Genomic DNA, 26,769 nt, shown 5'->3' with positions numbered 1-26,769 from the left:
CCTCTCAGACCGAGTGCTTGACCCGGTCGTGCTCTTCGGCCCGCTTGGCGTTGTTGAAGCGGTCCAGGGTGCCCACCAGATAGCCGGTGATGCGGCGGATGCGCTCAAAGGGCACGCCGTCGGCCTCGGTGCGGCCGCAGCCGGGGCACTGGTCCCCGATGATGCCAGAGAAACCGCACACCGGGTCCCGGTCCACCGGGTGGTTCACGCTGCCGTAGCCGATGCCGCTCTCCTTCATGCAGCGGATGACCTTTTCAAAGGCCTCCAGATTGTCGGTGGGGTCGCCGTCCATCTCGATGTAGCTGATGTGCCCGGCGTTGGTGAGGGCGTGATAGGGTGCCTCGATCTTGATCTTGTCGTAGGCGGAGATGGGGAAGTACACCGGCACATGGAAGGAGTTGGTGTAGTACTCCCGGTCGGTGACCCCCTCGATAATGCCGTAGCGGACCTTGTCCAGCTTGACGAACCGGCCGGACAGTCCCTCCGCCGGTGTGGCCAGCAGGGAGAAGTTGAGGCCCCGCTTCTCGCTCTCCTCGTCCATGCGGGAGCGCATGTGGGAGATGATCTCCAGGCCCAGCACCCGGGCCTTCTCGCTCTCGCCGTGGTGGGCGCCGATGAGGGCCTTCAGGGTCTCGGCCAGGCCGATGAAGCCCACGGACAGGGTGCCGTGCTTGAGCACCTCCCGCACCTCGTCGTCCCAGCTGAGCTTGTCGCTGTCCAGCCACACCCCCTGGCCCATCAGGAAGGGGTAGTTGTACACGTGCTTGCGGCACTGGATCTCAAAGCGCTCCAGCAGCTGGTCCACGCACAGGTCCATCATCCGGTCCAGCCCCTCGAAGAAGGCGTCCAGATCTCCCCGGGCCTTGATGGCCAGCCGGGGCAGGTTGATGGTGGTAAAGCTCAGGTTGCCCCGGCCGTTGCAGATCTCCCGGCTGGGGTCGTATACGTTGCCGATGACCCGGGTGCGGCAGCCCATGTAGGCGATCTCGGTCTCGGGATGGCCGGGCTTATAGTATTGCAGGTTGAAGGGGGCGTCGATGAAGCTGAAGTTGGGGAACAGCCGCTTGGCCGAGCACCGGATGGCCAGCTGGAACAGGTCGTAGTTGGGCTCGCCGGGGTTGTAGTTGACCCCCTCCTTGACGCGGAAGATCTGGATGGGGAAAATGGGGGTCTCCCCGCCGCCCAGGCCGGCCTCGGTGGCCAGCATCACGTTTTTCATCACCAGCCGTCCCTCGGGGGAGGTATCCATGCCGTAGTTGATGGAGGAGAAGGGGGTCTGGGCCCCGGCCCGGGAGTGCATGGTGTTCAGGTTGTGGATGAGGGCCTCCATGGCCTGATAGGTGGCCCGGTCGGTCTCCTTCACCGCCCGCTGGTGGGCAAAGCGCTGGGCCTTGGCGATCTCCTCCTGCGTACCGAAAGCGGGCGCCATGGCCTCCCGTTCGGCGGCGGCGTAGTCGTCCCAGTCCTCCAGGGTGGGGACCAGTCCGGTCCGCTCCTTGATGCCGGCCATGATCCCCTTCAGCTCGCTCTCCGGGTCCTCCCGGTCCTCCAGCAGCATGAGGGCCCGGGCCAGGTTCTGCCGGTAGAGGCGCACAAAGGTCTTGCGCACGCCGTCGGCCATGCCGTAGTCGAAGTTGACCACGCTCTGGCCGCCGTGCTGGTCGTTCTGGTTGGACTGGATGGCGATGCAGCACAGCGCGGCATAGGAGGAGATGTCGTTGGGCTCCCGCAGAGTGCCGTGGCCGGTGGAGAAGCCCCCCTCAAAGAGCTTTTTGATGTCGATCTGGCAGCAGGTGGTGGTGAGGGTCAGAAAGTCCAGGTCGTGGATATGGATATCCCCCTCCCGGTGGGCCCGGGCGTGGTCGGGGTTGAGGACAAACATATCGTAAAACTGCTTGGCGCCCTCGGAGCCGAATTTCAGCATGGAGCCCATGGCGGTATCCCCGTCGATGTTGGCGTTCTCCCGCTTCAGATCGGACTCCTTGGCGGCGGAAAAGGTAATGTCCTCATAGGTCTTCATCAGCCGGGTGTTCATCTCCCGGGCACGGCTGCGCTCCTCCCGGTAGAGGATGTAGGCCTTGGCGGTCTGCACATAACCGTTGTCCATCAGCACCCGCTCCACCAGGTCCTGGATGTGTTCCACATCGGGCTGCCGCTCCCCCTCCACTTCCAGAATGGAGAGCACCTCATCGGCCAGGCGCCGGGCCACATCGGCCTGTCCCGGCTTATAGGTGGCGTCAAACGCCTTGGTAATGGCCCGTACGATCTTATCCTCATTAAAATCGGACAGACGGCCGTCCCGTTTCTTGATTTTGGTCAGTGTCATGGCAGCATCCGTTCCTTTCCTGCTCATAAAAAAAGCCCTGCACCGGGCCACATATCGCCGCGCAAAGCAGCACTATATCTTGTGTCTAATCTCGTTCGACGTTTTCTATAATACCGTATCTTGATACACTCGTCAAGGCGCAAACCAAAAAGCGCGCCCCAAAAACGGGGCGTGCTTTTTGGCGGTTTCGCTGATTTTGAAAAAACTGCCCCCCGGGACTTGACGCTCCTCAGAGCAGCACCAGTCCATAGGTGCGGGCCATCCGCTCCAGAAATTCCTGGTCCAGATCCTCCGTTCCATCCCAGAAAGCCCGGCCCTGATAGATGCGCAGGGCGCCCTCCAGCAGTTCGGGCACATCGGACCAGAGGCACAGCGCGTCCTTGACCACATACTGATTCTCGGCAAAGATATCCAGGTCATCCTGCTCCAGGATGGCGATCTTCAGCGCGCCCTGGGGCGCCTCCTCCTCGGCGGCCAGGATATCCTCCATCAGATCGGGAGAGCACTCAATGGTCTCCCCCACATCCACGTCGGGGGTAATAAAGCGGGCCTCCTTTTCGCTGGCACAGGGAATCACGTCTGGATCCCGCTCCGGCGGCTGGAAAGCGGTAAAATCCACCTGCCCCACCGCCCGGTTCAGGGCGGACACATGTGCCGCTCCCGTACCGCAGCAGCCGCCGAAGATCCGCGCCCCGGCCCTGGCATAGGCGGGCACCAGCGCGGCCAGCTCCTCCGGCGTACAGCACGCCCCGGGCAGCCCCGCCGAGGGCTTGGCGATCAGCGGCAGGCCGGCATAGGGCGTGAGCCGCTCCAGCTGCTGGGCCGTCACCACAGGATCGGTGCAGTTGAGTCCAAAGGCGGCCGCACCCATGCCCTGCATGACGATCATGGCCGCCAGCACATCGGTACCGGTAGGGGTGCGCCCCTCGTCGTCACAGGTAAAGCTCACCCACACCGGCTTGTCCGACACGCTTTTGCAGGCCAGCACCGCCGCCCGGGCCTCCGCCATGCTCACCATGGTCTCCACCACGAACAGGTCCACCCCGGCCTGTTCCAGCGCCGCGGCCTGCTCGGTGTAGATGTCCACCAGGTCCTCAAACCGGCTCTCCCCAAAGGGAACGATGGCCCGCCCCAATGGGGCCAGATCCCCCGCCACCAGCGCCCGGCCGCCGGACGCCTGGCGGCTGAGTTCCACCAGACGGCGGTTATACTCCTCCACCCGACTGCTCAGACCATACCGCTCCAGCCCGGCCCGATTGGCACCAAAGGTCGGCGCCAGCAGCACCCGGCTGCCCGCCTCCACATAGGCCTGCTGGAGCTCCAGCAGCATCTGAGGGTGCTCCAACACCCACTGTTCGGTGCAGACGCCCTGGGGCATGCCCAGCCGGAACAGCTCGGTCCCGGTGGCGCCGTCCATCAGCAGCGGCTTTGATAAAGGGGGGATGGTGTCCATAATGTGCTGTGCTCCTCCTTGTTGCTCAACATGATTGTGGGATAGTATATCACAAACTCCCTGACAAATGCAAGAGGGAGCCGGCTGCCTGCCCGGCTCCCTCCCATTTTAGGGTGCGATCTCTTTGAACTTTTTTGCGGCGCTATGGTAGATGGGTTTCCACTCCACCTTCTGCACCAGTGCGGCGATGGAGATAGGGATGTAGGTAAACATAAATACGGGGAAGGTAACGACATACCCCAGTTTTTTCCACGGCGTAGCCCGGATGTGCTTCCACTCCGACAGTACGGTCAACACTCCGTAGGCCAGCAGCCCCAGGTAGAAGCTCACAATGCTGGAAAGCATAAAGCCTGTGGTTTCACGGATGATCCGCACCGCCCAGAACGCCGGCTCGGTCAGGCAGGCTGCCAGCAGGATCCCGTTAAACAGGATCATCAGCAGGGTCAGCAGCATACCGGGGGCTACGGTAACGAACATATCGTAGCAGGAGGTCCCCAGCCGTCCGGGGCGGAAACACCCGCGCAGAAGGGGCGCGGTATACTCCCGGTCCACCTGGTAAAAGCCCTTGGACCACCGCAGCCGCTGATCCCAGGATTGCTGGAACGTGGTGGGCTGCTCATCATAGACCACCGCCTTGTCACAGTAGCCGATGCGTTTGCCCCGGATGGCGCAGTCCACCGAAAACTGGATGTCCTCCGTGAGCAGATGGAAGGGCCAGCCGCCGTTCTCCTCGATCAGCTGGGCCGATACCAAAAAGCCGGTACCCGACACATGGCAGTTGGTGCCCAGGAGAGCGCGGGGGAAATTGAGGAACCGGGCCTCCCGCAAAAACCAGATGGAGTAGCCCGCTGAAATCCAGTTGTCCCCAAAATTCTTGGAGTTGCGGTAGCAGGTCACCGCGTCGTAGCCCTTGTCAAAGGTGCGGTTCATCTCGGCGACGAAGTTGGGATCCACCAGATTGTCCGCGTCGAAGATGAGATAGGCGTCGTACTGATCCCGCCCTTCCGCCTTCAACTGGCGGAAGAGATAGTCCAGGGCGTAGCCCTTGCCCTTCCGGCTCTGATTAAACCGCTCATATACAAAGGCGCCCGCCCGGCGGGCCGCTCCGGCGGTGTCGTCGGTGCAGTTGTCGGCCACTACGTACAGATCCAAAAGCTCCGCCGGATAGTTCTGTTGTTTCAGACTCTCCAGCAGTTCGCCGATGACCCCCTCCTCATTTCGGGCGGAAACCACGGCGGCAAAACGGTGCATGCGTTCGGGTGTATGATGGTCCTTCCAGCGGCGGAAAATCAGTCCCACCACCGCATATATTCCTTGATATAAATACAGCAGTGTGAAAAACAGCACCACAACCCGGTTCAGTTCTCTCACAAAATGCAGCAAACTCATTCCTGTAATCCTCCATTGACAGACCCAAAGGAGCCGCGCAGCAGGGGTGATACCTTCCTCTGCTCACACGTATGGGATATGATACCACGTTTTAAAAAGATTACAAGAGTGTTACATACCAATTAACACACTATTAAGAAAAAGTTTTTATTTCTTTTATACAAATGTAAGAAACCCGCGCCCGAATGGGCGCGGGTTTGTATCCTTACATCTTTTCCGGAGCGGTAACACCGATGAGGTCCAGACAATTGGCGATGACCGAGCGCACCGTGTCGGACAGCTTGAGCCGGGCATCCAGCACCGCATCCTCCTCGCCCTTGATGTGGCAGGAGTTGTAGAAGCGGTGGAACTCTCCGGCCAGAGTGATCAGATAGCGGTTCACGCCGGAGGGGTCGTAGTCCCGGGCCGCCAGGCGGATGGTCTCGGGCAGCTGGGAGAGGGTCTTGATCAGGCTCTTCTCCTCCACGGTGGTGAAGCGGGCCGGATCCACCGCAGCCGCGGCGGGGACGGCATGTCCCTCCTCCCCCAGCCGGGCCACCAGGGAGCAGATGCGGGCATGGGCGTACTGCACGTAGTACACCGGGTTCTCGGAATCCTCCCGCACAGCCAGGTCCAGGTCGAAGTCCAGCGCGCTGGTGGAGGCGCGGGAGTTGAAGAAGAACCGGGCGGCGTCCACGCTCACCTCGTCCAGCAGGTCCCGCAGGGCGATGGCCTTGCCGGAGCGCTTGGACATACGCACGGGCTGGCCGTCCTGGAGCAGGTTGACCAGCTGCATGAGCACCACGATGAGCCGGTGGGAGCCGTCCAGACCCAGGCCGTCCAGTGCGGCCTGGAGCCGGGCCACGTGGCCGTGGTGGTCGGCGCCCCAGATATTGATGGCCTTGGAGAAGCCCCGCTCGGCCAGCTTGTTGCGGTGGTAGGCGATGTCGGCGGCGAAGTAGGTGTAGAATCCGTTGGCCCGGCGCAACACGTCGTCCTTCAGGTCCAGCTTGTCCACCTGCTCCTGGCTCTTGCCCTCGGCCAGGTACTTCTGCTTGAGCAGGGCCGTGGTGTTGAGCCACAGAGCGCCGTCCTTCTCATAGGTCCAGCCCTTTTCGGCCAGCAGGCCCACCGTCTCGGCCACATAGCCGCTGTTGTGGAGGGTGGATTCCAGGAACCACTCGTTGTACTCGATCTGGTAGCGGCGCAAATCTTCCTTCATCTTGGGGATGTTCACCGACAGGCCGTACTGAGCCATGGCCGCCTGGCGCTCCTCCTCCGGCTTATCCTTCCAGGCGGGGCCGTGCTGGTCGTAGAAGGCCTGGGCCAGCTCCTTGATGTCGTCCCCGTGGTAGCCGTCCTCGGGGAAGGTGTAATTCTCCTCCCCCAGCACGATCTGCATATAGCGGGCGTCGATGCTCATGGCGAACTTGTGGATCTGGTTGCCCGCGTCGTTGACGTAGAACTCCCGCCACACGTCGTAGCCCGCCCGCTCCAGCACGGCGGCCAGCGCGTCGCCCAGAACGCCGCCCCGGGCGTTGCCGATGTGCATGGGGCCGGTGGGATTGGCGGAGACGAACTCCACCATGACCTTCTCGCCCTTGCCCTCGTCCACAGCGCCGTACCGGGCGCCCTCGGCCTCGATGTCGGCGAGGACCTGGCCGTACCACTTGCTGCCCAGGGTGAAGTTCAGAAAGCCCGGTCCGGCGATCTCCACCTTGTCAAAGAAGGTGCCGGTCAGGTCCAGGTGCGCCACGATGATCTCGGCGATCTGCCGGGGGGCCTTGTGCAGGGCCTTGGCCCCCGCCATGGCAAAGGAGGACGCGTAGTCTCCGTGGGTGGGATCCTTGGGGATCTCAATGGTGGCCTTCACCTCCGCCCCGGCGGGCAGGAGGCCCTCGGCCGCGGCCTTCTCATAGGCCGTCTGGGTCAGCGCGGCGACCTGCTTCCGGGCCGCCTGAATCAGATTGGACATGTAAAAAACCACCTTTTCTTTGTTTCTCTCATTCCATACGGCCTTACTGCCGCAGCACAGGCCGTTTTTCCCGTACATCGATGCGGAACAGGTTCTGTCCCGCCACTGCGTGGTCGATCTCAATGGCGTAGTCAATCTCAATGTTGCCTCCCGCCGGACTGAGCTCAGAGCGCATCTTCTTGGTATTGACCCCAACCGACAGCGCCCCATAGGGGGTGTTGTACATGGACAGGTGGCGGCGCCCTTCCTCAAATACCATCTCGGAGTTGACGCTGCCCATCCGCAGCAGCGTGATGCGTCCCCGCTCGATCTGGAAGGTGGTGAGGGTCCCCTCCAGTCCGGTGAGTTCGCTCTCCTGGTAGCTCAGGGTGAAGGCTCCGTCGCCCTCCGACTCCAGCCGCCCCTCGGTGACCAGCTCAATGGTCTCGTCTTCGGTATCCTCAAAGGACTGCCGGCCCTGAATGGATATGATCACATTGTTCTCCATGCTTTTGTACCTCAAACAGCAAATTGCAAACTATTATACCCAATGGCGGCGCGGATGTAAAGGGGTTTTCCCTCAATAGCGGCTGATATCGATCTGTCCCACCGCTCCGCTCACATCCCAGCCCAGGAAGGTGGAGGCGATGCGGGCAAAATCCTCCTGCCGGTCGCTGACAAAGCAGCGGCAGGAGCCCCCCTCCTTCCGGCTGGCCAGCGCATCGGTCTCCCGCAGGCGGTCGGCCACCGCCCGGGCGCCCGCCGCACCGGCGTTGATCAGGGTCACCTCCGGCCCCATGTAGTCGGAGATGACCTCCTCCAGCAGCGGATAGTGGGTACACCCCAGCACCAGGGTATCCACCCCCGCCTGCTTCAGAGGCTGGAGGTATTCCGCGGCCACCGTCTCGATGACCACGTCTCCCCGGTGGAAGCGTCCGTTCTCCACCAACGGCACAAAGAGGGGGCACGGCTGGGCCAGCACCACGGTTCCCGGTCTCTGGGTCTGGATGCAGCGCTCATAGGCCCCGCTGCGGATGGAGGCCTGGGTGCCGATGAGGCCGATGGTGCCGTTGTGGGTGGCCTCGGCCGCCGCCTTGGCCGCGGGCACCACCACCCCCAGCACCGGGATGGGATTTTCGGCGGCCAGGGTATCCAGCGCAGTGGTGGAAACCGTGCCGCAGGCGATGACAATGGCCTTCAGATCAAAGGTACGCAGGAATGCCACATCCTGCCGGGCGTATTTTACGATGGTCTCCCGGGACCGGCTGCCGTACGGCACCCGGCCGGTATCGCCAAAATAGACGATGTCCTCCTCCGGCAGCAGGCGGCACAGCTCCCGCACCGCGGTCAATCCCCCCAGTCCGGAGTCAAACACACCGATGGGTCGGTTATCCAAAGCAATTCCTCCTCGGACGGTTATCCGTTCTTACTGATCTTATTTATGATATGCGAAACCCCCTGGAAAGACAAGGGTTTTTTTCACAGGTTCCGACGCGCTCCCTGTTTGACATTTCCGCTTGGCTGACTATAATAATGGTTAAGGGACCGATTTGTCCCCAACGTCATGACAGCGAGGAGGGTTCGCGCGATGAAGCTGGAGCTGACGACCAAACAATTCCGCCGCCTGCTGGATATGGCCTATATCGGCAACTGGATCCTGAATTCCACCCGGGGGGACGACCGCTTCCGGGACTATGACGAGGTAGAGAGCCTGCTGTTCGCCAAGGCCCGGGAAGAGGGCATGGGGGTGCTGGCCGAGGACTGGCAGGGAGAGGTAGTCCCCTCCCGCGCTTTTACCGAGGGCGGCATCCATGAGGCGATCATGGAATATGAAAATAACGTCTTTTTCGACATTCTGGCCGAGGACCTGGCCCGCCGGGACATGGACGACGCGCCCATCGACGAGAGCAATTATGAGGAGCTGGCCAGCCGGATCGACGCCTATATCGCCGAGTTTGAGGAACACGGCACCGACAATATTCTGGTGGACAGCGACCAATTGTAAACAGACAGGCAAAACGCGCCGGACCGCATCTGCGGTCCGGCGCATTTGTTTTGTCCCATTACCACCAGTAGCTCGGGGCGGAGGGCAGGATCAAGGTAGAGTGGAGCAGCTCCAGCTCATACCGGTCAAGGCCGACGGTGCCGTCCTCCCACTGCTGCAATTGAACGCTCGTCTGCTCCTCCGGTCCGTACTCCGCCTGCTCCAGCTGCTCCCGGCACAGCTCCAGCACGCTCCGGCTCCAGTCTTCGCCGCCGCTCTGGTCCATCCCGTCCATCTGCTGCCAGTAGACCTCCCAAACGCGGTCGAATACATCCAGCGGCCGGGCGGTCACCTCCACCGTGCCGTCGCCGGCGTCCTTCACCGTGTAGTCGGTGCGGGCGTAGATTTCCCGGAGCAGGGCCCAGATCTCCTCCTCCAGCTCCGGCCCGGGCGTCTCCAGCAGGAAGCTGTCGCAAAATGCGGCCACATCCCGTTCCCGCTGCTTCTGCTCCAGAGCCGCCTGGTCCATACCTACCGCGGCCAGATAGTCCGCATCCCACGCCTTGCCGTAGCGGGCATCCAGTGCCGCCTGGACATAGTGGGCCCCGCCGAAATCGGCGGGCACGCCGGGCAGGCGCAGCCCGGTCAGCACATCATAGCTCTCCACTGCCTCTCCCTCAGGCGGGGTGGTACGCGGGGCCTCGGCGGTCTCCCGGCGCTCCGAGCGGGCCTCCAGCTCTACCTTGCCCATATACTCGCCTGTGAGGGCACCGTTCAGCGTCAGCCGGTCAGGCGTGGCCTCCAGCGCAAAGGTGAACGCGGCGGGCAGGCCCAGGCTGTCCAGTTCCAGTTCCCCCGATGCGCTCAGCTGCTCCAGCCGGCCGCCGCGCAGGACCACTTGGCCCTTCAATTCCATCTTGGATGGAACCTGTGCGTCCGAGCTGGTCCAGCCCATCAGCGTCCCCAGCGGATCGTCGCTCAGCTGCTCCATCACCAGCGAGGCCAGATCGGCCGTCCAGTCATAGCGCACCTGTTCTCCCGAGACCGTGCGGGTAAAACGGCTGTCTCCCAGCAGCTGCAGCACCGGTTCGGCCTGCTGCATAACGACCTGCCACGGAGTCTCGTCCAGATAGAAGCCACTTGTTCCGTACATCTGCCACATCAGCTGGCCCAGGGTATCCGGCCAGGTCACGCTGCTCAGGTCCAGCGGCTCCAGCGTCTGGCTCACCCAAGTGTCGCCGGGCAGTTCGCTCCCATCCAGCGCCGCGATCAGATCGCCCTTGTAATAGACGCTCCCCTGCTCCAGGTCAAACAGCAGGCGCAGGCTCCGCCCGTCCAGAGCGGCAAGCTGGTCCACGTCCCAGACCGTCCCGTTGCGGATGAGGGGCTCCAGAGCGCCGGGCTCCGCCTGGACGCTCAGCGTGTACTCCCCCTTCTGCCCGTTGCCCAGTCCCTCCAGGCTCAGCCCGAAGGTGCCGGTGGCGTGCTCCTTCTCCCCGTAGAGGGTGGCGGAGAAACGGAACTCCCCCTCTGCCTGGCAGGTCCGTTCCAGCTGGGCCTGCCACTCGTTTTGCAGGGCGGCGTAGATCTCATTGGCGCAGCTCAGCTGCCCGTCCAGTTCTTCCACCAGGGCTGCGACGTCGGTCAGATGGACCGTCTCATAGTAGGCGTCCCAGCTGACCTCCAGTCCAAGGGCCTCGGCCGCAAAACGGACGGGGATGTAGGTCTGTCCGTTCCGGATGCAGGGCGCGGCATCCATCTCCAGGGTCTGGATGCGCTCTCCCTCGGTGTACTCCATCCGGGTCTGTCCCACCCACAGGGTCATACTCGTCCCCTCAGGCAGCACCGCTTCGATGCGTCCGCTGGCCTCGTCATAGCTCACCTGGGCGCCCAACCCCTCCAGGAAGGGCCGGAAGGGCACCAGGGTGCGCCCGGCTTCGGCCACCGGCTCCACACCGCCAAAGTCCAGGTACTCCCCGTTGAGGCTGACGTTGATGCCGGGATAGGGCATGCCCAGCTCCGCCTTGGTCTGGCTCAGCTCCTCCTGCCACGAATCCTGCATCCCCTCATAAGTGCCATATTCCATGCTCCACTGTTCATAATCGGCATAATAGGCATCCAAAGGCTGCCAGGCATCCGCCTCGTAGGACTGCCAGTAGTCGTCCCACTGCGCCTGATCCCAGTCGGCCCCAGCCGCGTCCTTTTGTTCCTGGGTCCAGCTGTTCCAGGGGCCATACTGCTGATACAGCGTCTCTTCCTCTGCGCCGGCCGGCGCGGAGGCCAGCGCGCTTGTCATACAGCTCAGGGTCAGCAGGGCGGCCAGGAATACGCAAAGATATCGTTTCATGGGGGATCCTCCTGTCTGTTCTGTCTTTGGTTTCGGTTTTATGGTATCACATATCCAAAAACGCGTCCACTCTTTTCCAAATTTTTGTTCAAAAGATCAACAGCCGGCCAGCAACTTCTCCCGCTCCTGGGTCAGGTCCCGGAGCTGCTGGGCCAGCTCCCCCTCCACGGTCTCCAGGCGGCGCAGGGCGGCCAGCACCCGCATATGGGCATCGGACACGCCGTTCTGGGCGTCATGGATCCCCGACTGGACGCACCAGTCGGCGAACAGTCCGTCAAAAAAGTAGTCGGCAAAGGTGGCAAATTCCCCGATCTGGATCTGGGGGATCTCCAGTTCGCGTACGTCGGCCAACTCGGTGCGGAAGCGGGAGAGGGCCTGCTGAGCCCGGTCGATGCCCAGCCGGGCGTCGTCCAGGTGCTCGTGCTTGAACATGGTGGTGACCAGTCCGCCCCCCATCATATCCACAAATCCCCAGTCCTCGGCGCTGTCCAGGCTGTTGAGCACGGCAGACAGGGCCACCTCAGCCTGCCGGCCGGCCCGGAGGGCCTCCTCCACCTCCCGGTGCTGATTCCCAGTCTGCTCCAGGGCCCGGTCCAGTTCGGCCAGGCGGGCCCCTGCGGCGCCCCCCTCCTGCTTGAGCAGCTCCGCCTTTTCCCGCCGCAGCGCCTCCAGCTTGACCCCGTCGGTCCGCAGCTGCTCCCGCCGGTGGAGCAGCTCGTGGATGGACCGGTCCAGCTCATCTAGGTCGGCCATCGCCTGATCATACTGGCACTTGGCCGCCAGGGCCTCCCGCCGCTCCTGGGACAGCCGCTCCTCCTTGTCCCCGGTGAGGTTCATCAGGAAGGCCCGCAGGCCGCCCCGCTCCAATCGGTCCACGTCCTCCTGCTCCTCCCGGAAGCGGCGGGCGGTCTCCTCCACCCGGGCCTGCCGTTCCTCATACTGGGCACGCAGGTCATTGAGCCGGACCTCCAGCCTGCGGGCCTCGGCCTGCTGTCCGGCCAGTTCCCGCAGCTGCTCGTTGATCTGATGGATCCGTTCGTTCATGCTATCCCCCTCCTTTCTTTTCATTGTACGGGAGGGCGCTCTCACATGCAAGGAAATTCGCTGGACTTGGCCGTCAAAATCGCGTAAAATAAGGGTACTTTATCGGATCAAGGAGTATTTTTATGGAGCGTATCATCCAGATTCTGGCTCAGGAGCTGGGCCAGAAGGAGACCTATATTCAAAACGTCGTCACCCTCATTGACGAGGGCAACACCATTCCCTTCATCGCCCGCTACCGCAAGGAGCTCCACGGCGCCATGGACGACACCACCCTGCGCACCCTGGCCGACCGGCTGCAATACCTGCGCAACCTGGACAAGCGGCGTGAGGAGGTCAAGGCCTCCATTGAGAGCCAGGGCAAACTGACCCAGGAGCTCGCCGCCGCCATCGACGCCGCCGCCACCCTGGCGGAGGTGGAGGACCTGTACCTGCCCTACAAACCCAAGCGGCGCACCCGGGCCACCATGGCAAAGGAGAAGGGGCTGGAGCCTCTGGCCCAGGCCCTGTTCGCCCTGGGTCCCCAGGTGGATCCCCAGGCCCTGGCGGAGCCGTATGTGGACCCGGACAAGGGGGTGGAGAGCGCGGAGGCCGCCCTTCAGGGGGCCAGCGACATCATCGCCGAGGCCATCTCCGACGACGCTGCCGTCCGCAAAAGCCTGCGGGAGCTGTACCTGCGCCGTGGGGTGCTGGTGTCTCGCTCGGCGGAAAAGGAGCCGGAGGACACCGTCTACCGGCTGTACTACGACTTCCGCACCCCGGTGGGGAAGGCCATGGGCCACCAGGTGCTGGCCATCAACCGGGGCGAGCGGGAGGGCATTCTCAAGGCCGGGGTGGAGCTGGACGACGAGACCGCCCGCATCGCGGTGCGCCGGGCGGTGGTGCCCGGCCGGGCGGCCATGGAGTTTGTCCGCTCCGCCGCCGACGACGCCTGGGACCGGCTCCTGAAGCCCTCCCTGGAGCGGGAGATCCGCAACACCCTCACCGAGCAGGCCAACGAGGGGGCCATTCACAACTTTGGTCTGAACCTGAAGCCCCTGCTGATGCAGCCGCCGGTAAAGGGCTTTGTCACCATGGGCCTGGACCCGGGCTACCGCAACGGCTGCAAGGTGGCGGTGGTGGACGCCACCGGCAAGGTACTGGATACGGCGGTGGTGTATCCCACCTTCAATGAGCGGAAAAAGCAGGAGGCCATCGACGTGCTCTCCAAGCTGATCCGTAAACACGCCGTGGCCCACATCGCCATCGGCAACGGCACCGCCAGCCGGGAGACCGAGCAGATGACGGTGGAACTGATCAAAAAGGTAGGCGGCGGGGTCAGCTATATGATCGTCAACGAGGCGGGGGCCTCGGTGTATTCCGCCTCCAAGCTGGCCGCCGAGGAGTTCCCCGACTACGACGTGAACCTGAGAAGCGCGGTGTCCATTGCCCGGCGCCTCCAGGACCCCCTGGCCGAGCTGGTGAAGATCGACCCCAAGAGCATCGGCGTGGGCCAGTACCAGCACGACATGCCCCAGGCCCGGCTGGACGAGACCCTGGAGGGCGTGGTGGAGGACTGCGTCAACGCCGTGGGCGTGGACCTGAACACCGCCTCCGCCCCCCTGCTGTCCTATGTGGCGGGGCTGAACAACACCACGGCCAAGAATATTGTGAAATACCGGGAGGAAAACGGGGCCTTTACCACCCGCAAACAGGTACTGAAGGTGCCCAAGCTGGGGCCCAAGGCCTTCGAGCAGTGCGCCGGCTTCCTGCGGGTGCCGGAGAGTAAGAACGTGCTGGACCACACCGGGGTCCACCCGGAGAGCTATGCGGCGGCGGAACAGCTGCTGGCGCTGTGCGGCTACACGGTGAAAGACGTGGCGGCGGGGGTCATTTCCGGACTGCGGGAGAACGTGAAGGCCTACGGTCCGGAAAAGGCGGCGGAGGCCTGCGGCGTGGGTCTGCCCACGTTGAAAGACATTGTGGACGAGCTGATGAAGCCCGGCCGTGACCCCCGGGATGAGCTGCCCAAGCCGATCCTCCGCACCGACGTGCTGGAGATGAAGGATCTAAAGCCCGGCATGGAGCTCACCGGCACGGTGCGCAACGTCATCGACTTCGGCGTGTTTGTGGACATCGGTGTCCATCAGGACGGGCTGGTGCATATCTCCCAGCTGTCTAACCGCCGGGTGCGCCACCCCAGCGAGGTGTGCGCCGTGGGGGACATCGTCACCGTCTGGGTACTGGAAGTGGACGAGAAGAAAAAGCGCATCTCCCTGACCATGAAGAAGCCCCGGGAGGCGACGGTATGATCCTGAGCTTTGAGGAAGCGGGGGACCTGCTGGACGAGATGGCGGAGGAGTTCCCCGAGGAATTTTACGCCGAGCTCAACGGCGGCATCTCCCTGCTGCCCGACACCCGGGAGGACCCGGAGGCGGCGCCTGGGGAGCTCTATATCATGGGGGAGTACTGCAACGACATGATGGGGCGGTACATCAACCTCTATTACGGCTCCTTCGCCGCCCTGGCCCTGCAGGAGGACTGGACGCAGGAGGACTGGGAGGACGAGCTGTACACCACCCTGTCCCACGAGTTCACCCACCACATCGAGGGCCTGGCGGGAGAGCGGGGCCTGGAGATCCGGGACGAATGGGAAATGGAGCAGTTTCGCTCCGGGCAGGAATAAAACAGGCGGCGGGCGCATGTGCGCCCGCCGCCTGTTTCCTTTTTACAGAGACACGCCGAACTGTTCGGCCAGATCCTGCAGCCCCTCCTGGATCTCGTCCCGGCCAAAGCCGGCCTGGCGGAGCTGCTCGTCGCTGAGGTCGTTGAGCCGGGCGTAGAAGTCCACCGCCAGCTCCAGATACCGCAGATCGTTCACATCGCTCTCTTCAAAGAGCAGGTCCTCTGCTCCGCCGATGTCCCCGGCGTTGACCTTCTCCAGCAGGCGGCGGTAGAGCTCGTCCACCTCGCTGTCCTCCTCCGCCCCGGTGGGGACGTAGTCGGTGCTCTCCTTCTTAAACACCAGATAGGCAATGGAGCGGGTCAGCGCGTCCACCTGGCGCATCATCCAGTCTTCGGTCAGCATATGCTCGTTCTCCTTTGTTTTACAATAGATTTCGCACCAGCCGGACGGCCACGCCCACTATGCGGGCCTGTCCGGTGGCAAAGTCCTCCAGCGGTACGATCCTGGGCTCATAGGCCGGGTTCTCCGGCTGGAGGATCACCATCCCCTTCTGGCAGCGGAAGCGCTTGAGGGTGGCGTCCTCTCCATCCACCAGGCAGGCCACGATCTGGCCGTTCTCCGCGCTCTCCTGCCGCCGCAGCAGGACCAGATCCCCTTCCCGGATGCCGGCGTTCACCATGCTGTCCCCGGTGACCCGCAGGTAGAAATACTCCTCCGGGTCGGGCACATCGGCAGCGGCATAGCCCTCCGGCTGCTCCCAGGCCGCCATGGGCGCCCCCGCCCGGATCTCACCCAGAACGGGCACTGCCGCCCGCCTCTGGCTCTGCCGGGGAACGGCGTACCCCTGCAGCCACAGAGGGTCCACCTCCAGCGCCCGGGCAATGGCCACCGCCGTCCCCATCCGGGGCTCCCGCTGGCCCAGGGCATAGCGGTTGAGGGTCTGGGGGTTCATGTTCACCCGCCGGCCCAGCTGCTCATAGCTGTAGCCCCGCTCCTCCATCACGGCCCGCAGACGGGCCCCAAAGGTGCTCTCCTGCTCCATCGGGCGGTCCTCCCTGTCCCATTTTGCGGACTATATTATCACAGTTTATCACCATTTGCAACATATTACTGGAAAAACAGCCTTGACTTTCATCTCCGTTTGGTGCTATTATAGCTTTGCAATCGAACATTTGTTCTGTTCCGGGCGCAAAAAAATGCCCCGCCTTCTGGCGAGACATTTTTTGGTGGAGGAGGGTGGATTCGAACCACCGAAGCGAATCGCAACAGATTTACAGTCTGCCCCCTTTGGCCACTCGGGAACTCCTCCATATGAACTTGATGGAGCTGGTGGACGGACTCGAACCCCCGACCGGTTGATTACAAATCAACTGCTCTACCAACTGAGCTACACCAGCAAACCAGCTCGTCCACAGCGAATGTTATTTTAACAGCATGGGAGGGATTTGTCAAGCACAAGATGCAAATTTTTTAATTTTTTTGAAGAGGGGGAAAAAGGGACGGATCCCGTACCAGATTTGGACCCGCTGCGGGACATGCAGCGGGTATGGCCGTCGGGCTGGTGTTCCCGGTGCCGCTCGGAGCTGTACGGCCAGGAGCGGGAGCTCTGCCCCCGCTGCCGGGAAACGGAAACACTTGCGGATTCAGAGGAGGCAAACAGCAAGCATCATGACCTTATTGGAATTGTCGGCGGATTACCGCGCCAGCGCCGCCGCCCTGCAGACCCGGGCGCTGGAACTGGAACAGCAGCGCCGGAGTACGGACAGCCGGGAGCTGCGTCTGCGGCTGGATGGACGCATCCGCCTGCTGCGGACCATGTGGCGGGAGGCACGGGAACTGGCCGTGCTGTGTGAGCACTATTATGAAAGGGGGTACCGGCGCAATGTCCGATACACGTTATAGAAGAGGGGGCGCCTATGCCGCGGACATGGCGGTCTACTCCCGGGCCATGGCCGCGGACAACTCCGAACAGCTGGGACGGCTCCGGCGCAACCTGCTGCGGGCGCTGCGGGAGGATGTGACGGAAAAGCAGCGTCAGGTGCTGCTGCTCTACTACAGTGACGGGCTGAACATGCGTCAGATCAGCGAGCGGCTGGGGGTCAACAAATCCACCGTCTCCCGCACCATCAAGCGCGGCGAGACCCGTCTGCGCCGCTGCCTGCGGTATGGCGCCGACATCCTTCTGGTCCCCCCAAAAGAGTAAGGGCAGGAAAGCGGCGGTTGAAATGGATCTGCCATCCATGTTATACTACCCCTTAAAGCAAAGTGTGTTGTTTTGCGGAAAAGGGAGGCGCAGTCAGTGGAGCTCAATCTATCGCAAAAGCAGGTCCAGACCCTGTCCCCACAGATGATGCAGTCCATGGAGATCCTGCAGATGGGTTCGCAGGAGCTTTTGGAGTATATCGAAGAGGCGGTTCAGGAAAACCCGGTCCTGGAGCCGGAGGAGCGGTACGACCATCAGGATGAGTCGGCCATTCTCCGGCGCAAGCTGGAGTGGCTGGAGTCCTCCGACCCTCAGAACCGCTACTACCACCAGCAGGACACCGAGGAGGAGGAAGACTCCCTGCGCCAGTACGGCACGGTGGACGCCGACGAGGAGAATCTCTACTATTATGTGCTCTCCCAGCTGCAGGTGCTGGAACTGCCGCCCGAGGTAATGCAGGGGGCCGTTTTTCTGGTGGAAAGCCTGAACCAGAACGGCTGGCTGGATGAACGCCTGGAGGAGCTGTCCGCCGACTGCGGACTGTCTCTGCCGGTGATGGCCCGGTCCCTGGAGGTGGTTCAGTCTCTGGAGCCGGCAGGGGTGGGGGCCCGGGACCTGTCGGAATGTCTTACGCTGCAGCTTCAGCGGCGCACGCCGGTGGACGAGCTGGCGGTGGGCATCGTCCGTACTCAGCTGGACGCGCTGTCCAAAAACCGGTACGGCCTCATCGCCCGGGAGCTGAAGGCCACCCCGGAACAGGTCCATGCCGCCTGTGAGCTCATCCGGAGCCTCAATCCACGGCCGGGCACCGGCTTTGCCGCCCGGGAGCACCTGACGTACATCAATCCGGACATCATTGTGGTCTCCTTTCCCGACCACTTCGAGCTGTTGTCCAACGACTATTATTTCCCCACCCTGCACATCAGCGGCTACTACACCCGCCTGCTCAGCGAGAGCGACGACGCCCAGGTGGTGGAGTACCTGACAGGCAAGGTGCGGCAGGCCAAGTGGATGGTCAAGGCCATCGAGCAGCGCCGCTCCACCCTGATGGCCTGCGCCGAGTGCATCCTGGATTTTCAGGAGGCCTTTTTCCGCCACGGCCCCGGCCACCTCTCTCCCCTGTCGCTGGCCGATGTGGCCCGGCAGATCGGCGTGCACGAGTCCACGGTGAGCCGGGCCATCCGGGACAAGTATATCCAGTGCTCCATGGGAGTCTATCCTTTGAGCTATTTCTTCTCCCGGAGCCTGGGCGCCCCCAGCGGAGGAGAGGGCGCCGCCTCTCCCGACGCGGCCAAGGCATTGCTGCGCCAGCTGATCGCCGGGGAGGACAAGAAAAAGCCCCTGTCCGACCAGAAGCTCTGTCAGCTCATGGCCCTCCAGGGCTGTGTGCTCTCCCGCCGTACGGTAGCCAAATACCGGGACGAACTGCACATCCCCTGCACCGCCGGGCGCAAGCAATATGAGTAAGGAGGGTCATGGCATCACCATGCAATATCAGGCTGTCTTTTTTGACTTTGACTACACCCTGGCCGACGCCAGCGAGGCCATTGTGATTGGGTTTGAATACGCTTTTGCCCGCATGGGCCTGCCCAAGCCGGAAGCGGAGGCCGTCCGCCGCACCATCGGCATGGTGCTCCAGGACGGATATACCGCCCTCACCGGAGATGACCGGCCGGAGCAGCGGGAGGAGTTCCGCCGTCTGTATGTGGAAAAGGCCAACCCCATGCAGGTGGCATGCACCCGCCTGTTCCCCGGCGCGGTGGAGCTGCTCACCGCTTTGCATGAGGCCGGCGTCCCCGCCGGCATTGTGAGCACCAAGCGCAGCGACACCCTTCGGGCCGTGCTGGAGCCCCGGGGCGTGCTGCCCCTGCTGGTCTCCATCACCGGCGGCGAGCAGGTCTCCTCCCCCAAGCCCGATCCGGAAGGGCTGCTGCGGGCCGTGGCCGGTCTGGGACTTGCCCCGGAGCAGGTGCTCTTCTGCGGGGACACCGTCATCGACGCCGAGACCGCCCGGCGGGCGGGCTGTCCCTTCTGCGCCGTACTCAACGGCACCACTACTGAGGCGGATTTTCAGGCGCGGGCACTCCCCTGCGTCCACACGGCCCCCGACCTGTGGGACCTCAAACACTGGCTGGGCCTGTGAGCCCGACCCACGGAAAGGAAGCATGCATCATGAATCAGAAGCGCCTGGAACGGGTGGTACAGAACATGCGCCGGGAGGGGCTGGAGCAGATCCTGGTCAGCTCCACCGCCTCGGTCTACTATCTCACCGGCATCTGGGTAGAGCCCATGGAGCGTATGCTGGCCCTCTACCTGCGGGCAGACGGCACCTGCCGGCTGTATGGCAACGCCCTGTTCGGCCTGGAGCCCCAGCCCGGGCTGGAGCTGGCCATCCACACCGACAGCGACGTGCCCACCGCCCAGCTGGCGGCCGACCTGCTGCCCGGCACGCTGGGGGTGGACAAGGCCTGGCCCAGCAAGTTCCTCATCGGCGTGCTGGAGGCCCGCCGGGACGTGACGCCGGTGCTGGGCTCCGCCCCGGTGGACGACGCCCGGCAGTTTAAGGACGCCCAGGAGATCGCCGCCATGCAGCAGGCCTCCCGCATCAACGACCAGGTGGTGGAGGCCGCCATCGCCGCGCTGCATGAGGGCGTGCAGGAGCAGGAGATGGCCGCCCTGGTGGAAAACCTCTACCGCTCCCACGGGGCCGACCGCTCAGCGGAGGGGCAGCTGGTCTGCTTCGGTCCAAACGCCGCCGACCCCCACCACGCCCCCAACGCCACCCCCCTGCGGGAGGGAGACTGCGCGGTGCTGGACCTGTTCATCCCCATCCACCGCTACTGGTGCGACATGACCCGGACGGTCTTTTTCCGCCGGGTGAGCGACGAGGGCCGGCGGGTATATGAGACCGTGCTGGCCGCCAACCAGGCCGCCGAGGAGATGATCCGCCCCGGCGTTCCCCTGGCCCAGGTAGACCGGGCGGCCCGGGCCGTGATCGAGCAGGCGGGCTACGGTCCTTACTTCACCCACCGGCTGGGCCATGGCTGCGGTCTGGACTGCCATGAGCCGCCCGACAACAGCAGCGCCAGCCCCGCCGTGGCCCAGCCCGGCATGGTATTCTCGGTAGAGCCGGGCATCTACCTGCCCGGTCGGCTGGGCGTGCGCATTGAGGATCTGGTGCTGGTGACCGAGGATGGCTGCCAGGTGCTCAACCAGGCCTCCAAGCAGCTGCGCGTGGTGGACTGAGCCATAAAAAAAGAAGCGTCCGCACCCCAAACGGGTGCGGACGCTTTTTGCTTTAAGGTACCAGTTCCACCGTGTAGCCCAGCTCACGCAGGCCGGACACGATGCCGCCGGGGTCCACCATGTGGCCCGCCCCGACGGCCAGCAGGACGGTGTTCTCCCCCTCCTGCTCCAGATAGGCCGCCGCGGCCTGGATCATACCCGGATCCCGCTCGGTAAAGAGCTTGGAATTAAGCTCATCGCCGCTGTGGATGATGGCGTCTTTGTCGTACACTTCGGAAAAGGCCTCCGGGTCCCGGTTCTTCCAGGCCTCGAACATCCCGCTCAGTATCTCTTCCTGCTCTCCGGCCGCCGCCTGGATCTCCTCGGCGGCAGCGCCGCCCTGGGCCATCTCAAACAGGGCCAGGCAGGCGTCCAGATAGCTCTCCTGATACTCCTCCGACAGTCCGTCGAAGATGCCGCCCTGGAAGGCGTAGGTCTCCACAGCGTCGATTTGCTTGCCGCTGTTCACCGCCCGGGCATTCACATAGCTGTCGATGGCCATGGCGTTGGCGCTGGTGGTGTCGTCCATCATGCTCAGGGTGCTGAAGGTGGAGGCCAGCGCCCAGGGCTTATAGGCATCCAGCCCGTTGGGCCCCATTCCCAGGGCGTCGGACGCAGCCTGTACCCGCTCATAGAGCTCCGGGCTGATGTGGTCGGCCAGGGTGCTGCCGTCGGCATAGGTCTGCATGCTCTGGAGCAGGGCGATCCCCTCCAGATCGTTCAGGTCCAGCTCAAAGGCTACGGTCTGGGAGGCATCGATGGCGTCCCGGAGGGACTTGTGCAGGGGATAGACATTGCTGCGGTCCAGATGGATGGTGCCCAGCAGATAGAGGGTGTTGCTCCCGTTGGTGGCCTTCCACAGCAGGCCAAGAGAGCCGGCGTCATTCTGGTCGTACAGGGCCAGGATGAGCCGGTTGGCCATGACCATGGCCTCCTCATAGGTACAGGGCCGCTCGGTGTGCAGCTGCCCGCTCTGGTCGCCCTGGACCACGCCCAGCGTACAAAGGAACGCCTGGGCTCCCGTTTCCACGCCGTCAATGTCATAGGCCGCGGCCTCCTGGTACAATGCGTTCATCACGCCGCCCCGGGTGGTGTCCACCACCAGGGCCTCTCCATCGGCCGGGCGCTGGGGCAGCTCCAGCAGGGCCAGCTTGTCGGCCACTATGTCCGTCATGACCTCCAGCTGCTGCAGGGTCACCGTGCTCTGGATATATGTGGTATAGTTGTCGTCCACCAGGCCCATGGCGTAGCTGTCGGCCAGCTGATCCACCGACCAGGCCGAGGGCAGCTGGGGTTCCGCCGCCAGGGCTGGTACGCTCAGCAGAAGCGCCGCGCCCGCGCCGGCCAGCAGCCGACGCATCCAGTTTCGTTTCATTGGCTGTCTCCTTTCCTTATCCCCTCTGCGGGCACCGTATTGCCCGCTCACTCTACCATAAACCACAGCCTGCGTCAACCGCCCAGCGCCGCGCTCTGCTCCAGGCAGAGGCTGGCGATAAACTGCTTGGCCGTGCGGGGGGTGCGGCCCGGGTGGCGCATCTCCCAGCGGCCGGCCTCGCTGCGCAGCTGTTCGCGCTCCATCTGTACCCCGCAGCGGGCCGCCATGGTCTCCACCAGGTCCAGAAACTCATTTTTGTTCAGGGCCAGGTAGGGGATGCGCAGGCCGAAGCGCTCGGCCAGGGAGGTCTTTTCCGCGATGGTCTCAAAGGCGTCCACCTCGTCCCCCGCCCGGTCGGAGAAGGTCTGCCGCACCAGGTGACGGCGGTTGGAGGTGGCGTAGATGGCCACGTTGGCCGGCCGCCGCTCCAGTCCGCCCTCCAGGATGGTCTTCATGACGGAATAGGTCCGGTCGTCCTGGTCGAAGGCCAGATCGTCGATGAACAGGATGAACTTGGGCCGCCGGCCGCCCAGGGTGCGGATGAGCCGGGGCATGTCCGCCAGCCCCTCCTTCTGCATCTCAATGAGGCGCAGATCCTCAAAGCCCGGCAGGGACAGCAGGCTCTTTACCGTAGCCGACTTGCCCGTACCGCTGTCCCCGTAGAGCAGCACGTTGTTCACCGGGTTGCCCGCCAGCAGGGCCCGGGTGTTGGCGATGACCTGGTCCCGCTGCAGCTCATAGCCCAGCATCTCGTCGGGGGCGGGGCAGTCGGGCTCCTCCACCGGGAAGAGGGTGCCGTTTTCCCACAAAAAGGCCCGGTGCCGGGCAAAGATCCCCGCCCCGTTGGCCCGGTAAAAGTCCGTGAGCTCCTCAAAGCAGAAGGGGCAGCCGGTCTGCCACCGGGGCAGGCGCTCCAGCACGGGGCACAGCTCCAGCGGGGCCGCGGCCTCCATGGCGCTCAGCACCTGGGCGCAGTCCAGCTCGGCCAGCTGACGGAACACCTCCACATCCTGCCGGGCGGCCTGCTCCAGGGCGGGATCCGCCTCATCGTGCTCCACCATGGCGGCATAGGGCGACTCCCGGTCCAGCAGCTGCCCCTGCAGCCACTGGCCCAGGCTGGCGCAGCCCTCGGCCCGCAGCTGGTAAAACAGCCGTGCGTACTCCTCCGCCGCGGCCGCGGCGTCCCCCTCGGCCAGCCGGTCCAGCAGGGCCAGGGCCCGAATCATCAGCGGCTGTTCCACCACGGCACGGTAGGCAGCCACGCCCCGCAGGGCATAGCGCAGTGTTTGGATGCTCATGTTCTCATTCCCCCTTGGTATTTGACTGTTATTGTATGCCAGCGGAAAAAGCCTGTCAATGCCTTGACTTCCCCGGGGCTTTTCCTTATTCTTGTGGAAGATGAAGAAAAAAAGGAGTCTTTTGTTATGCTGCTGCAATCTCAGCGGGAACAGGTGGTGGAGTACGGCAAAAAGCTGCTCTCCTGCGGCCTGACCGAGGGTACCTTCGGCAATGTGAGCGTGTTCGACCGGCAGAGCGGGTGGATGGCCATCAGCCCCTCCGGCATGGACTACGACCAGACCCGGCCGGAGGACGTGGTGGTCACCGATCTGGACGGGAATGTGGTGGAGGGCTGCCGCAAGCCCTCCAGCGAACTGGACCTGCACCGGCTGTTCTACCAGCGCCGGGACGACGTGAATGCCGTGGTCCACACCCACTCCACCTTTGCCACGGTGCTCTCCTGCCTGCGCTGGCCCATCGAGCCCATCCACTACCTGGTTGCCTATTCGGGCCGGCAGGTGCCCTGCATTCCCTATTACCCCTTCGGCTCCCGGGAGCTGGCCGAGGCCGCCTGGCAGGCCATGCAGCGGGCGTACAACGCCTGCCTGCTGGGCAACCACGGTCTGCTGGCCGTAGGGCCCACCCTCTCCTACGCCTTTGACACCGCCCAGCAGCTGGAGTTTCTGGCCAAGGTCTATTACTACACCCGCACTGCCGGCGGCGGCGTGCCCCTCACCAGCGCGGAGGTGGAGGCCGTGCTGGGCAAGTTCCGGGACTACCGCTCCAAATAAAACGGCAGGCATAAACCAAACCGGCGGCGACTAGGATGCTCCGTGGCCCTCTTTGGGGCGGGAAAGGAGCGTCTTATATGCAGCAAATCCGTGTTGGAATCGTAGGATACGGCAATCTGGGCCGGGGTGTGGAGTGTGCGCTCCGCCGGGCCCCTGACTTGAAATTGACGGGGGTCTTCACCCGCCGGCCGCCTGACCGGGTACACATCCGTACCCCCGGCGTGCCCGTGCGCTCCGCCGACGCGCTGGAGGCGGAGGCAGACACGGTGGACGTGCTCATCCTCTGCACCGGCAGCGCCGAAGACCTGCCGGTGCAGAGCCCCGCCTGCGCCCTGCGCCGGCCCATTGTGGACAGCTTCGACACCCACGCCCGCATCCCCGAGCACTTTGCCGCCGTGGATGCCGCCGCCCGCTCGGGCGGGACCCTGGCCCTCCTCTCGGCCGGATGGGACCCGGGGCTGTTCTCCCTGGCCCGGGTATGGGCCGGTGCGGTACTGCCCGGCAGCCGGTGCGAGACCTTCTGGGGTCCCGGCGTCAGCCAGGGCCACTCGGACGCCGTCCGGCGCCTGCCCGGCGTGGCGGACGCCCGGGCCTACACCATTCCAGTCCCTGCGGCGCTGGAGGCGCTGGAGGGGGAGGACGCCCCGCCGCTCTCCCCACGGGAGAAGCACACCCGGGTGTGCTACGTGGCGGCGGAGGAAGGGGCCGACCGGGAGGCCATCCGTGCAGCCATCACCGGCATGCCCCACTATTTCCGGGATTATGACACCCAGGTACACTTTCTCTCCCGTCAGGACCTGGAGCGGGAGCACCCCGGTCTGCCCCACGGTGGGCGGGTGCTCTGCCGGGGCCGCACCGGCTGGGAGGCAGAACACACGGCCCGGATGGAGGTCCGCCTCGCCCTGGACTCCAACCCGGAATTCACCGGTTGCGTACTGGTCGCCTGCGCCCGGGCCGCCTGGCGGCTGTACACCGCCGGCGAACGGGGCGCCCGCACGCTGCTGGACGTCCCGCCCGCCCTGCTCTCTCCCCTGCCGCCGGAGGAACTGCGGCGCACGCTGCTGTAACAAACGTTTCCAAATGAAACCAGCCCGTCCTCCTGCATAGGCAAAAGAAACCTGCGGATACTAAGCTCTGTAACTACAACCGCAGGAGGAATCAATCGATGAAAGCCACTGGCATCGTGCGCCGCATCGATGACCTCGGGCGCGTCGTCATTCCCAAGGAGATCCGCCGTACCATGCGGATTCGGGAAGGCGACCCGTCACAGACAACATGGACATGGTGGGAGCGCTATTGCTTTGGAATGATGAATCTGGCAAAACGGACCGGCTGGAATTGTATATAATACCGATAAATAGTACCATCACCGTGCATATTTGAGAGAGTAGAATCAGTCCTCATGAAAATGGAAGCTCTGCCCTGCCTGATATAGCCCCCATAGTGTAGACTCGAAATTTTGTTCTTTCGAGTGTCTACTCTAAGGGGGCTATATCAAACCGTGCTGGGCGTAGATCTCGTTACGAATCAAGATAACTTTTTCAGAAGTAAATTGGCTCAGTTCATCGTCTCCAATGTACTGAGAATCAGATGGATGAAGCTAGCCTAGATCATAATCTGATAGATCAGAAGAACCAACGGAATTAGTATCCGAATCTACGTCTGATGAAGTATAGGCATCAATGTCATTAAAATAAATCCCACCTTGTGTCAGCGTAATTATATCCGCTTCTGGGAGTAGGGTATTCGATTCTATATTCAATGTTCCGTATATATTTACGTACTCTGCTCCTTCACGAATTTTTTGAATTGCATATTGATCATTGATTTCCAAATCAATCATAGTGCCAATACCAGTGGACACCCAAACAGCCATATCACAGTCCATTGAACCATCTGTATTCTCAAGGTATGTTACAACTAAAAGATTTTCCATACGTATAGGTTTCCCGTTGTATTCCGGATTAACGGCCCCCTGAGCATCCAAATATAGTTCATTAAATGTCAAAATAATAAGAGTAGCTCTGGACATCGTAATAGGGCTTTAAGTCAAAGTCTAATGAAAAAAAGTGCAAATAGCTATCTGGCAAAGAAAGTGAATACTGATCCTGGAGTGTCTCTGTTATATCATCAGCAACGTCAATACAATCAATGGCCTCAATCATTTGTTCCGCATCTTCTTTATAGGACCCATCAACAGTTCTAAATATAGATATCGCTTCATTATAGTTCAAATCGTTAAGAGCTGCAGTACCTCTTAAATACCTGCAATAATTTATCATAATATATGTAGCCTGGCAAATTCAAAAATAGCTTTATTACCGAAAACATTAATATCAACTATCGCTATTAGGCAGGTGGTACATATGGTATAAGGTGTTGCAGAATTCATCTCAGAAATAACAAATAAATAGCAAAGAAATGGCCTGTGGAAAAATGATCCACAGGCCATTTCAAAAGAAAAGGAAAGGAAGGATGCAAAATTAGTTGTTTTCGCTCTGAGTAAAGCGCATGAGCATAGTGGCTACCTCAGCGCGGCTGGCGGTGCCCTGGGGATCCAAAGCCGAGCCGTTCTTGCCGGTGAGGATGCCCTCGGCTACCGCCCACTCCATGGCGTCCTGCGCCCAGGCGGACACGGAGGCGGCGTCGGCAAAGCCGGTCAGGCTGCCCTCCGTAGCGGGGGAGCCGGCGTAGCGGTA

General features: G+C 62.8%; 24 protein-coding genes, 2 tRNA genes and 1 pseudogene. 11 read left to right on the top strand and 16 right to left on the bottom strand.

Going from position 1 to position 26,769, the window contains the following annotated elements; genetic code table 11:
- Positions 1 to 4: 4 nt before the first annotated feature.
- From WMO45_RS09320 to murI, 6 genes are all read right to left on the bottom strand, one after another.
- Complete coding sequence (locus tag WMO45_RS09320) at positions 5 to 2,326, bottom strand: anaerobic ribonucleoside triphosphate reductase (RefSeq protein ID WP_349140406.1); 2,322 nt, start codon at positions 2,324 to 2,326, stop codon at positions 5 to 7.
- 229 nt (positions 2,327 to 2,555) lie between these two features.
- The gene (locus tag WMO45_RS09315) at positions 2,556 to 3,779 is read right to left on the bottom strand and encodes a homocysteine S-methyltransferase family protein (protein ID WP_349140405.1); all 1,224 of its coding nucleotides are present in this window, start codon (positions 3,777 to 3,779) and stop codon (positions 2,556 to 2,558) included.
- Positions 3,780 to 3,887: 108 nt separating this feature from the next.
- Entirely contained in the window at positions 3,888 to 5,168 is a 1,281-nt protein-coding gene (locus tag WMO45_RS09310) for a glycosyltransferase family 2 protein (protein ID WP_349140404.1), read from the bottom strand.
- Positions 5,169 to 5,373: 205 nt separating this feature from the next.
- Positions 5,374 to 7,122, bottom strand: a complete 1,749-nt coding sequence (gene argS / locus WMO45_RS09305) for an arginine--tRNA ligase (protein WP_349140402.1) — start codon at positions 7,120 to 7,122, stop codon at positions 5,374 to 5,376.
- Positions 7,123 to 7,165: 43 nt separating this feature from the next.
- Positions 7,166 to 7,609, bottom strand: a complete 444-nt coding sequence (locus WMO45_RS09300; RefSeq protein ID WP_349140401.1) for a YwiB family protein — start codon at positions 7,607 to 7,609, stop codon at positions 7,166 to 7,168.
- 72 nt (positions 7,610 to 7,681) lie between these two features.
- Positions 7,682 to 8,497 carry a glutamate racemase gene (gene murI, locus WMO45_RS09295; protein WP_349140400.1) on the bottom strand — a complete coding sequence of 272 codons (816 nt, stop codon included), beginning with the start codon at positions 8,495 to 8,497 and terminating at the stop codon, positions 7,682 to 7,684.
- A gap of 192 nt (positions 8,498 to 8,689) precedes the next feature.
- Between murI and WMO45_RS09290 the strand changes: the two genes are divergently transcribed.
- The gene (locus WMO45_RS09290; RefSeq protein WP_349140399.1) at positions 8,690 to 9,106 is read left to right on the top strand and encodes a hypothetical protein; all 417 of its coding nucleotides are present in this window, start codon (positions 8,690 to 8,692) and stop codon (positions 9,104 to 9,106) included.
- A 58-nt stretch (positions 9,107 to 9,164) separates the two neighbouring features.
- On the opposite strand, the gene WMO45_RS09285 is transcribed toward WMO45_RS09290, so the two are convergent.
- Positions 9,165 to 11,432: a copper amine oxidase N-terminal domain-containing protein gene (locus WMO45_RS09285; protein WP_349140397.1), complete on the bottom strand. Its 2,268-nt coding sequence runs from the start codon at positions 11,430 to 11,432 to the stop codon at positions 9,165 to 9,167.
- A gap of 96 nt (positions 11,433 to 11,528) precedes the next feature.
- A complete protein-coding gene (locus WMO45_RS09280; RefSeq protein ID WP_349140396.1) occupies positions 11,529 to 12,476 on the bottom strand; it encodes a hypothetical protein in 948 nt (315 codons plus the stop codon).
- Positions 12,477 to 12,598: 122 nt separating this feature from the next.
- Between WMO45_RS09280 and WMO45_RS09275 the strand changes: the two genes are divergently transcribed.
- Both WMO45_RS09275 and WMO45_RS09270 read left to right on the top strand, forming a co-directional pair.
- A complete protein-coding gene (locus tag WMO45_RS09275; protein WP_349140395.1) occupies positions 12,599 to 14,764 on the top strand; it encodes a Tex family protein in 2,166 nt (721 codons plus the stop codon).
- A complete protein-coding gene (locus tag WMO45_RS09270) occupies positions 14,761 to 15,138 on the top strand; it encodes a metallopeptidase family protein (RefSeq protein WP_349140394.1) in 378 nt (125 codons plus the stop codon). Before WMO45_RS09275 ends, WMO45_RS09270 begins: the two co-directional genes overlap by 4 nt.
- Positions 15,139 to 15,180: 42 nt before the next feature.
- Here the strand turns inward: WMO45_RS09270 and WMO45_RS09265 are convergent, their stop codons facing one another.
- From WMO45_RS09265 to WMO45_RS09250, 4 genes are all read right to left on the bottom strand, one after another.
- On the bottom strand, positions 15,181 to 15,540 hold the full coding sequence (locus WMO45_RS09265) for a DUF6483 family protein (RefSeq protein WP_349140393.1): 360 nt from the start codon (positions 15,538 to 15,540) through the stop codon (positions 15,181 to 15,183).
- A gap of 19 nt (positions 15,541 to 15,559) precedes the next feature.
- Complete coding sequence (locus WMO45_RS09260; protein ID WP_349140392.1) at positions 15,560 to 16,180, bottom strand: LexA family protein; 621 nt, start codon at positions 16,178 to 16,180, stop codon at positions 15,560 to 15,562.
- A 182-nt stretch (positions 16,181 to 16,362) separates the two neighbouring features.
- Positions 16,363 to 16,447: transfer RNA gene (locus WMO45_RS09255), tRNA-Tyr, on the bottom strand.
- Between the two features lie 12 nt (positions 16,448 to 16,459).
- A tRNA-Thr gene (locus WMO45_RS09250) sits at positions 16,460 to 16,535 on the bottom strand.
- A gap of 271 nt (positions 16,536 to 16,806) precedes the next feature.
- Here WMO45_RS09250 and WMO45_RS09245 point away from each other — a divergent pair.
- From WMO45_RS09245 to WMO45_RS09225, 5 genes are all read left to right on the top strand, one after another.
- Positions 16,807 to 17,040, top strand: coding sequence for a hypothetical protein (locus tag WMO45_RS09245; RefSeq protein WP_349140391.1), 234 nt, complete (start codon positions 16,807 to 16,809; stop codon positions 17,038 to 17,040).
- Positions 17,021 to 17,341 carry a sigma-70 family RNA polymerase sigma factor gene (locus tag WMO45_RS09240; protein ID WP_349140390.1) on the top strand — a complete coding sequence of 107 codons (321 nt, stop codon included), beginning with the start codon at positions 17,021 to 17,023 and terminating at the stop codon, positions 17,339 to 17,341. The genes WMO45_RS09245 and WMO45_RS09240 overlap by 20 nt, the downstream gene beginning before the upstream one ends.
- Positions 17,342 to 17,437: 96 nt before the next feature.
- Positions 17,438 to 18,808 (top strand): RNA polymerase factor sigma-54, encoded by a 1,371-nt coding sequence (gene rpoN, locus WMO45_RS09235; RefSeq protein WP_349140389.1) that lies wholly within the window; start codon positions 17,438 to 17,440, stop codon positions 18,806 to 18,808.
- On the top strand, positions 18,801 to 19,484 hold the full coding sequence (locus WMO45_RS09230) for an HAD family hydrolase (RefSeq protein ID WP_349140388.1): 684 nt from the start codon (positions 18,801 to 18,803) through the stop codon (positions 19,482 to 19,484). The genes rpoN and WMO45_RS09230 overlap by 8 nt, the downstream gene beginning before the upstream one ends.
- Positions 19,485 to 19,513: 29 nt before the next feature.
- A complete protein-coding gene (locus tag WMO45_RS09225; protein ID WP_349140387.1) occupies positions 19,514 to 20,587 on the top strand; it encodes a M24 family metallopeptidase in 1,074 nt (357 codons plus the stop codon).
- Between the two features lie 52 nt (positions 20,588 to 20,639).
- On the opposite strand, the gene WMO45_RS09220 is transcribed toward WMO45_RS09225, so the two are convergent.
- A complete protein-coding gene (locus WMO45_RS09220) occupies positions 20,640 to 22,001 on the bottom strand; it encodes a TraB/GumN family protein (RefSeq protein ID WP_349140386.1) in 1,362 nt (453 codons plus the stop codon).
- A gap of 74 nt (positions 22,002 to 22,075) precedes the next feature.
- Complete coding sequence (locus WMO45_RS09215; RefSeq protein ID WP_349140385.1) at positions 22,076 to 23,299, bottom strand: ATP-binding protein; 1,224 nt, start codon at positions 23,297 to 23,299, stop codon at positions 22,076 to 22,078.
- Between the two features lie 126 nt (positions 23,300 to 23,425).
- On the opposite strand from WMO45_RS09215, the gene WMO45_RS09210 reads away from it, so the two are divergent.
- The 3 genes and pseudogenes from WMO45_RS09210 to WMO45_RS09200 all read left to right on the top strand — a co-directional run.
- Positions 23,426 to 24,070: an L-fuculose-phosphate aldolase gene (locus WMO45_RS09210; protein ID WP_349140384.1), complete on the top strand. Its 645-nt coding sequence runs from the start codon at positions 23,426 to 23,428 to the stop codon at positions 24,068 to 24,070.
- Positions 24,071 to 24,147: 77 nt separating this feature from the next.
- Positions 24,148 to 25,137: a diaminopimelate dehydrogenase gene (locus tag WMO45_RS09205; protein WP_349140382.1), complete on the top strand. Its 990-nt coding sequence runs from the start codon at positions 24,148 to 24,150 to the stop codon at positions 25,135 to 25,137.
- 98 nt (positions 25,138 to 25,235) lie between these two features.
- Positions 25,236 to 25,334, top strand: a pseudogene (locus WMO45_RS09200) (AbrB/MazE/SpoVT family DNA-binding domain-containing protein); the annotation flags it as partial.
- A gap of 336 nt (positions 25,335 to 25,670) precedes the next feature.
- Here the strand turns inward: WMO45_RS09200 and WMO45_RS09195 are convergent.
- Positions 25,671 to 26,006, bottom strand: coding sequence for a hypothetical protein (locus tag WMO45_RS09195; protein WP_349140381.1), 336 nt, complete (start codon positions 26,004 to 26,006; stop codon positions 25,671 to 25,673).
- A 547-nt stretch (positions 26,007 to 26,553) separates the two neighbouring features.
- Positions 26,554 to 26,769 (bottom strand): S-layer homology domain-containing protein (locus WMO45_RS09190; protein WP_349140379.1); only part of this gene is annotated, 216 nt, incomplete at its 5' end.

The sequence above is a fragment of the Flavonifractor hominis genome (genome assembly GCF_040095835.1).
GTDB lineage: Bacteria > Bacillota > Clostridia > Oscillospirales > Oscillospiraceae > Flavonifractor > Flavonifractor hominis.
This window is presented reverse-complemented; position numbering and strand designations above follow the sequence as displayed.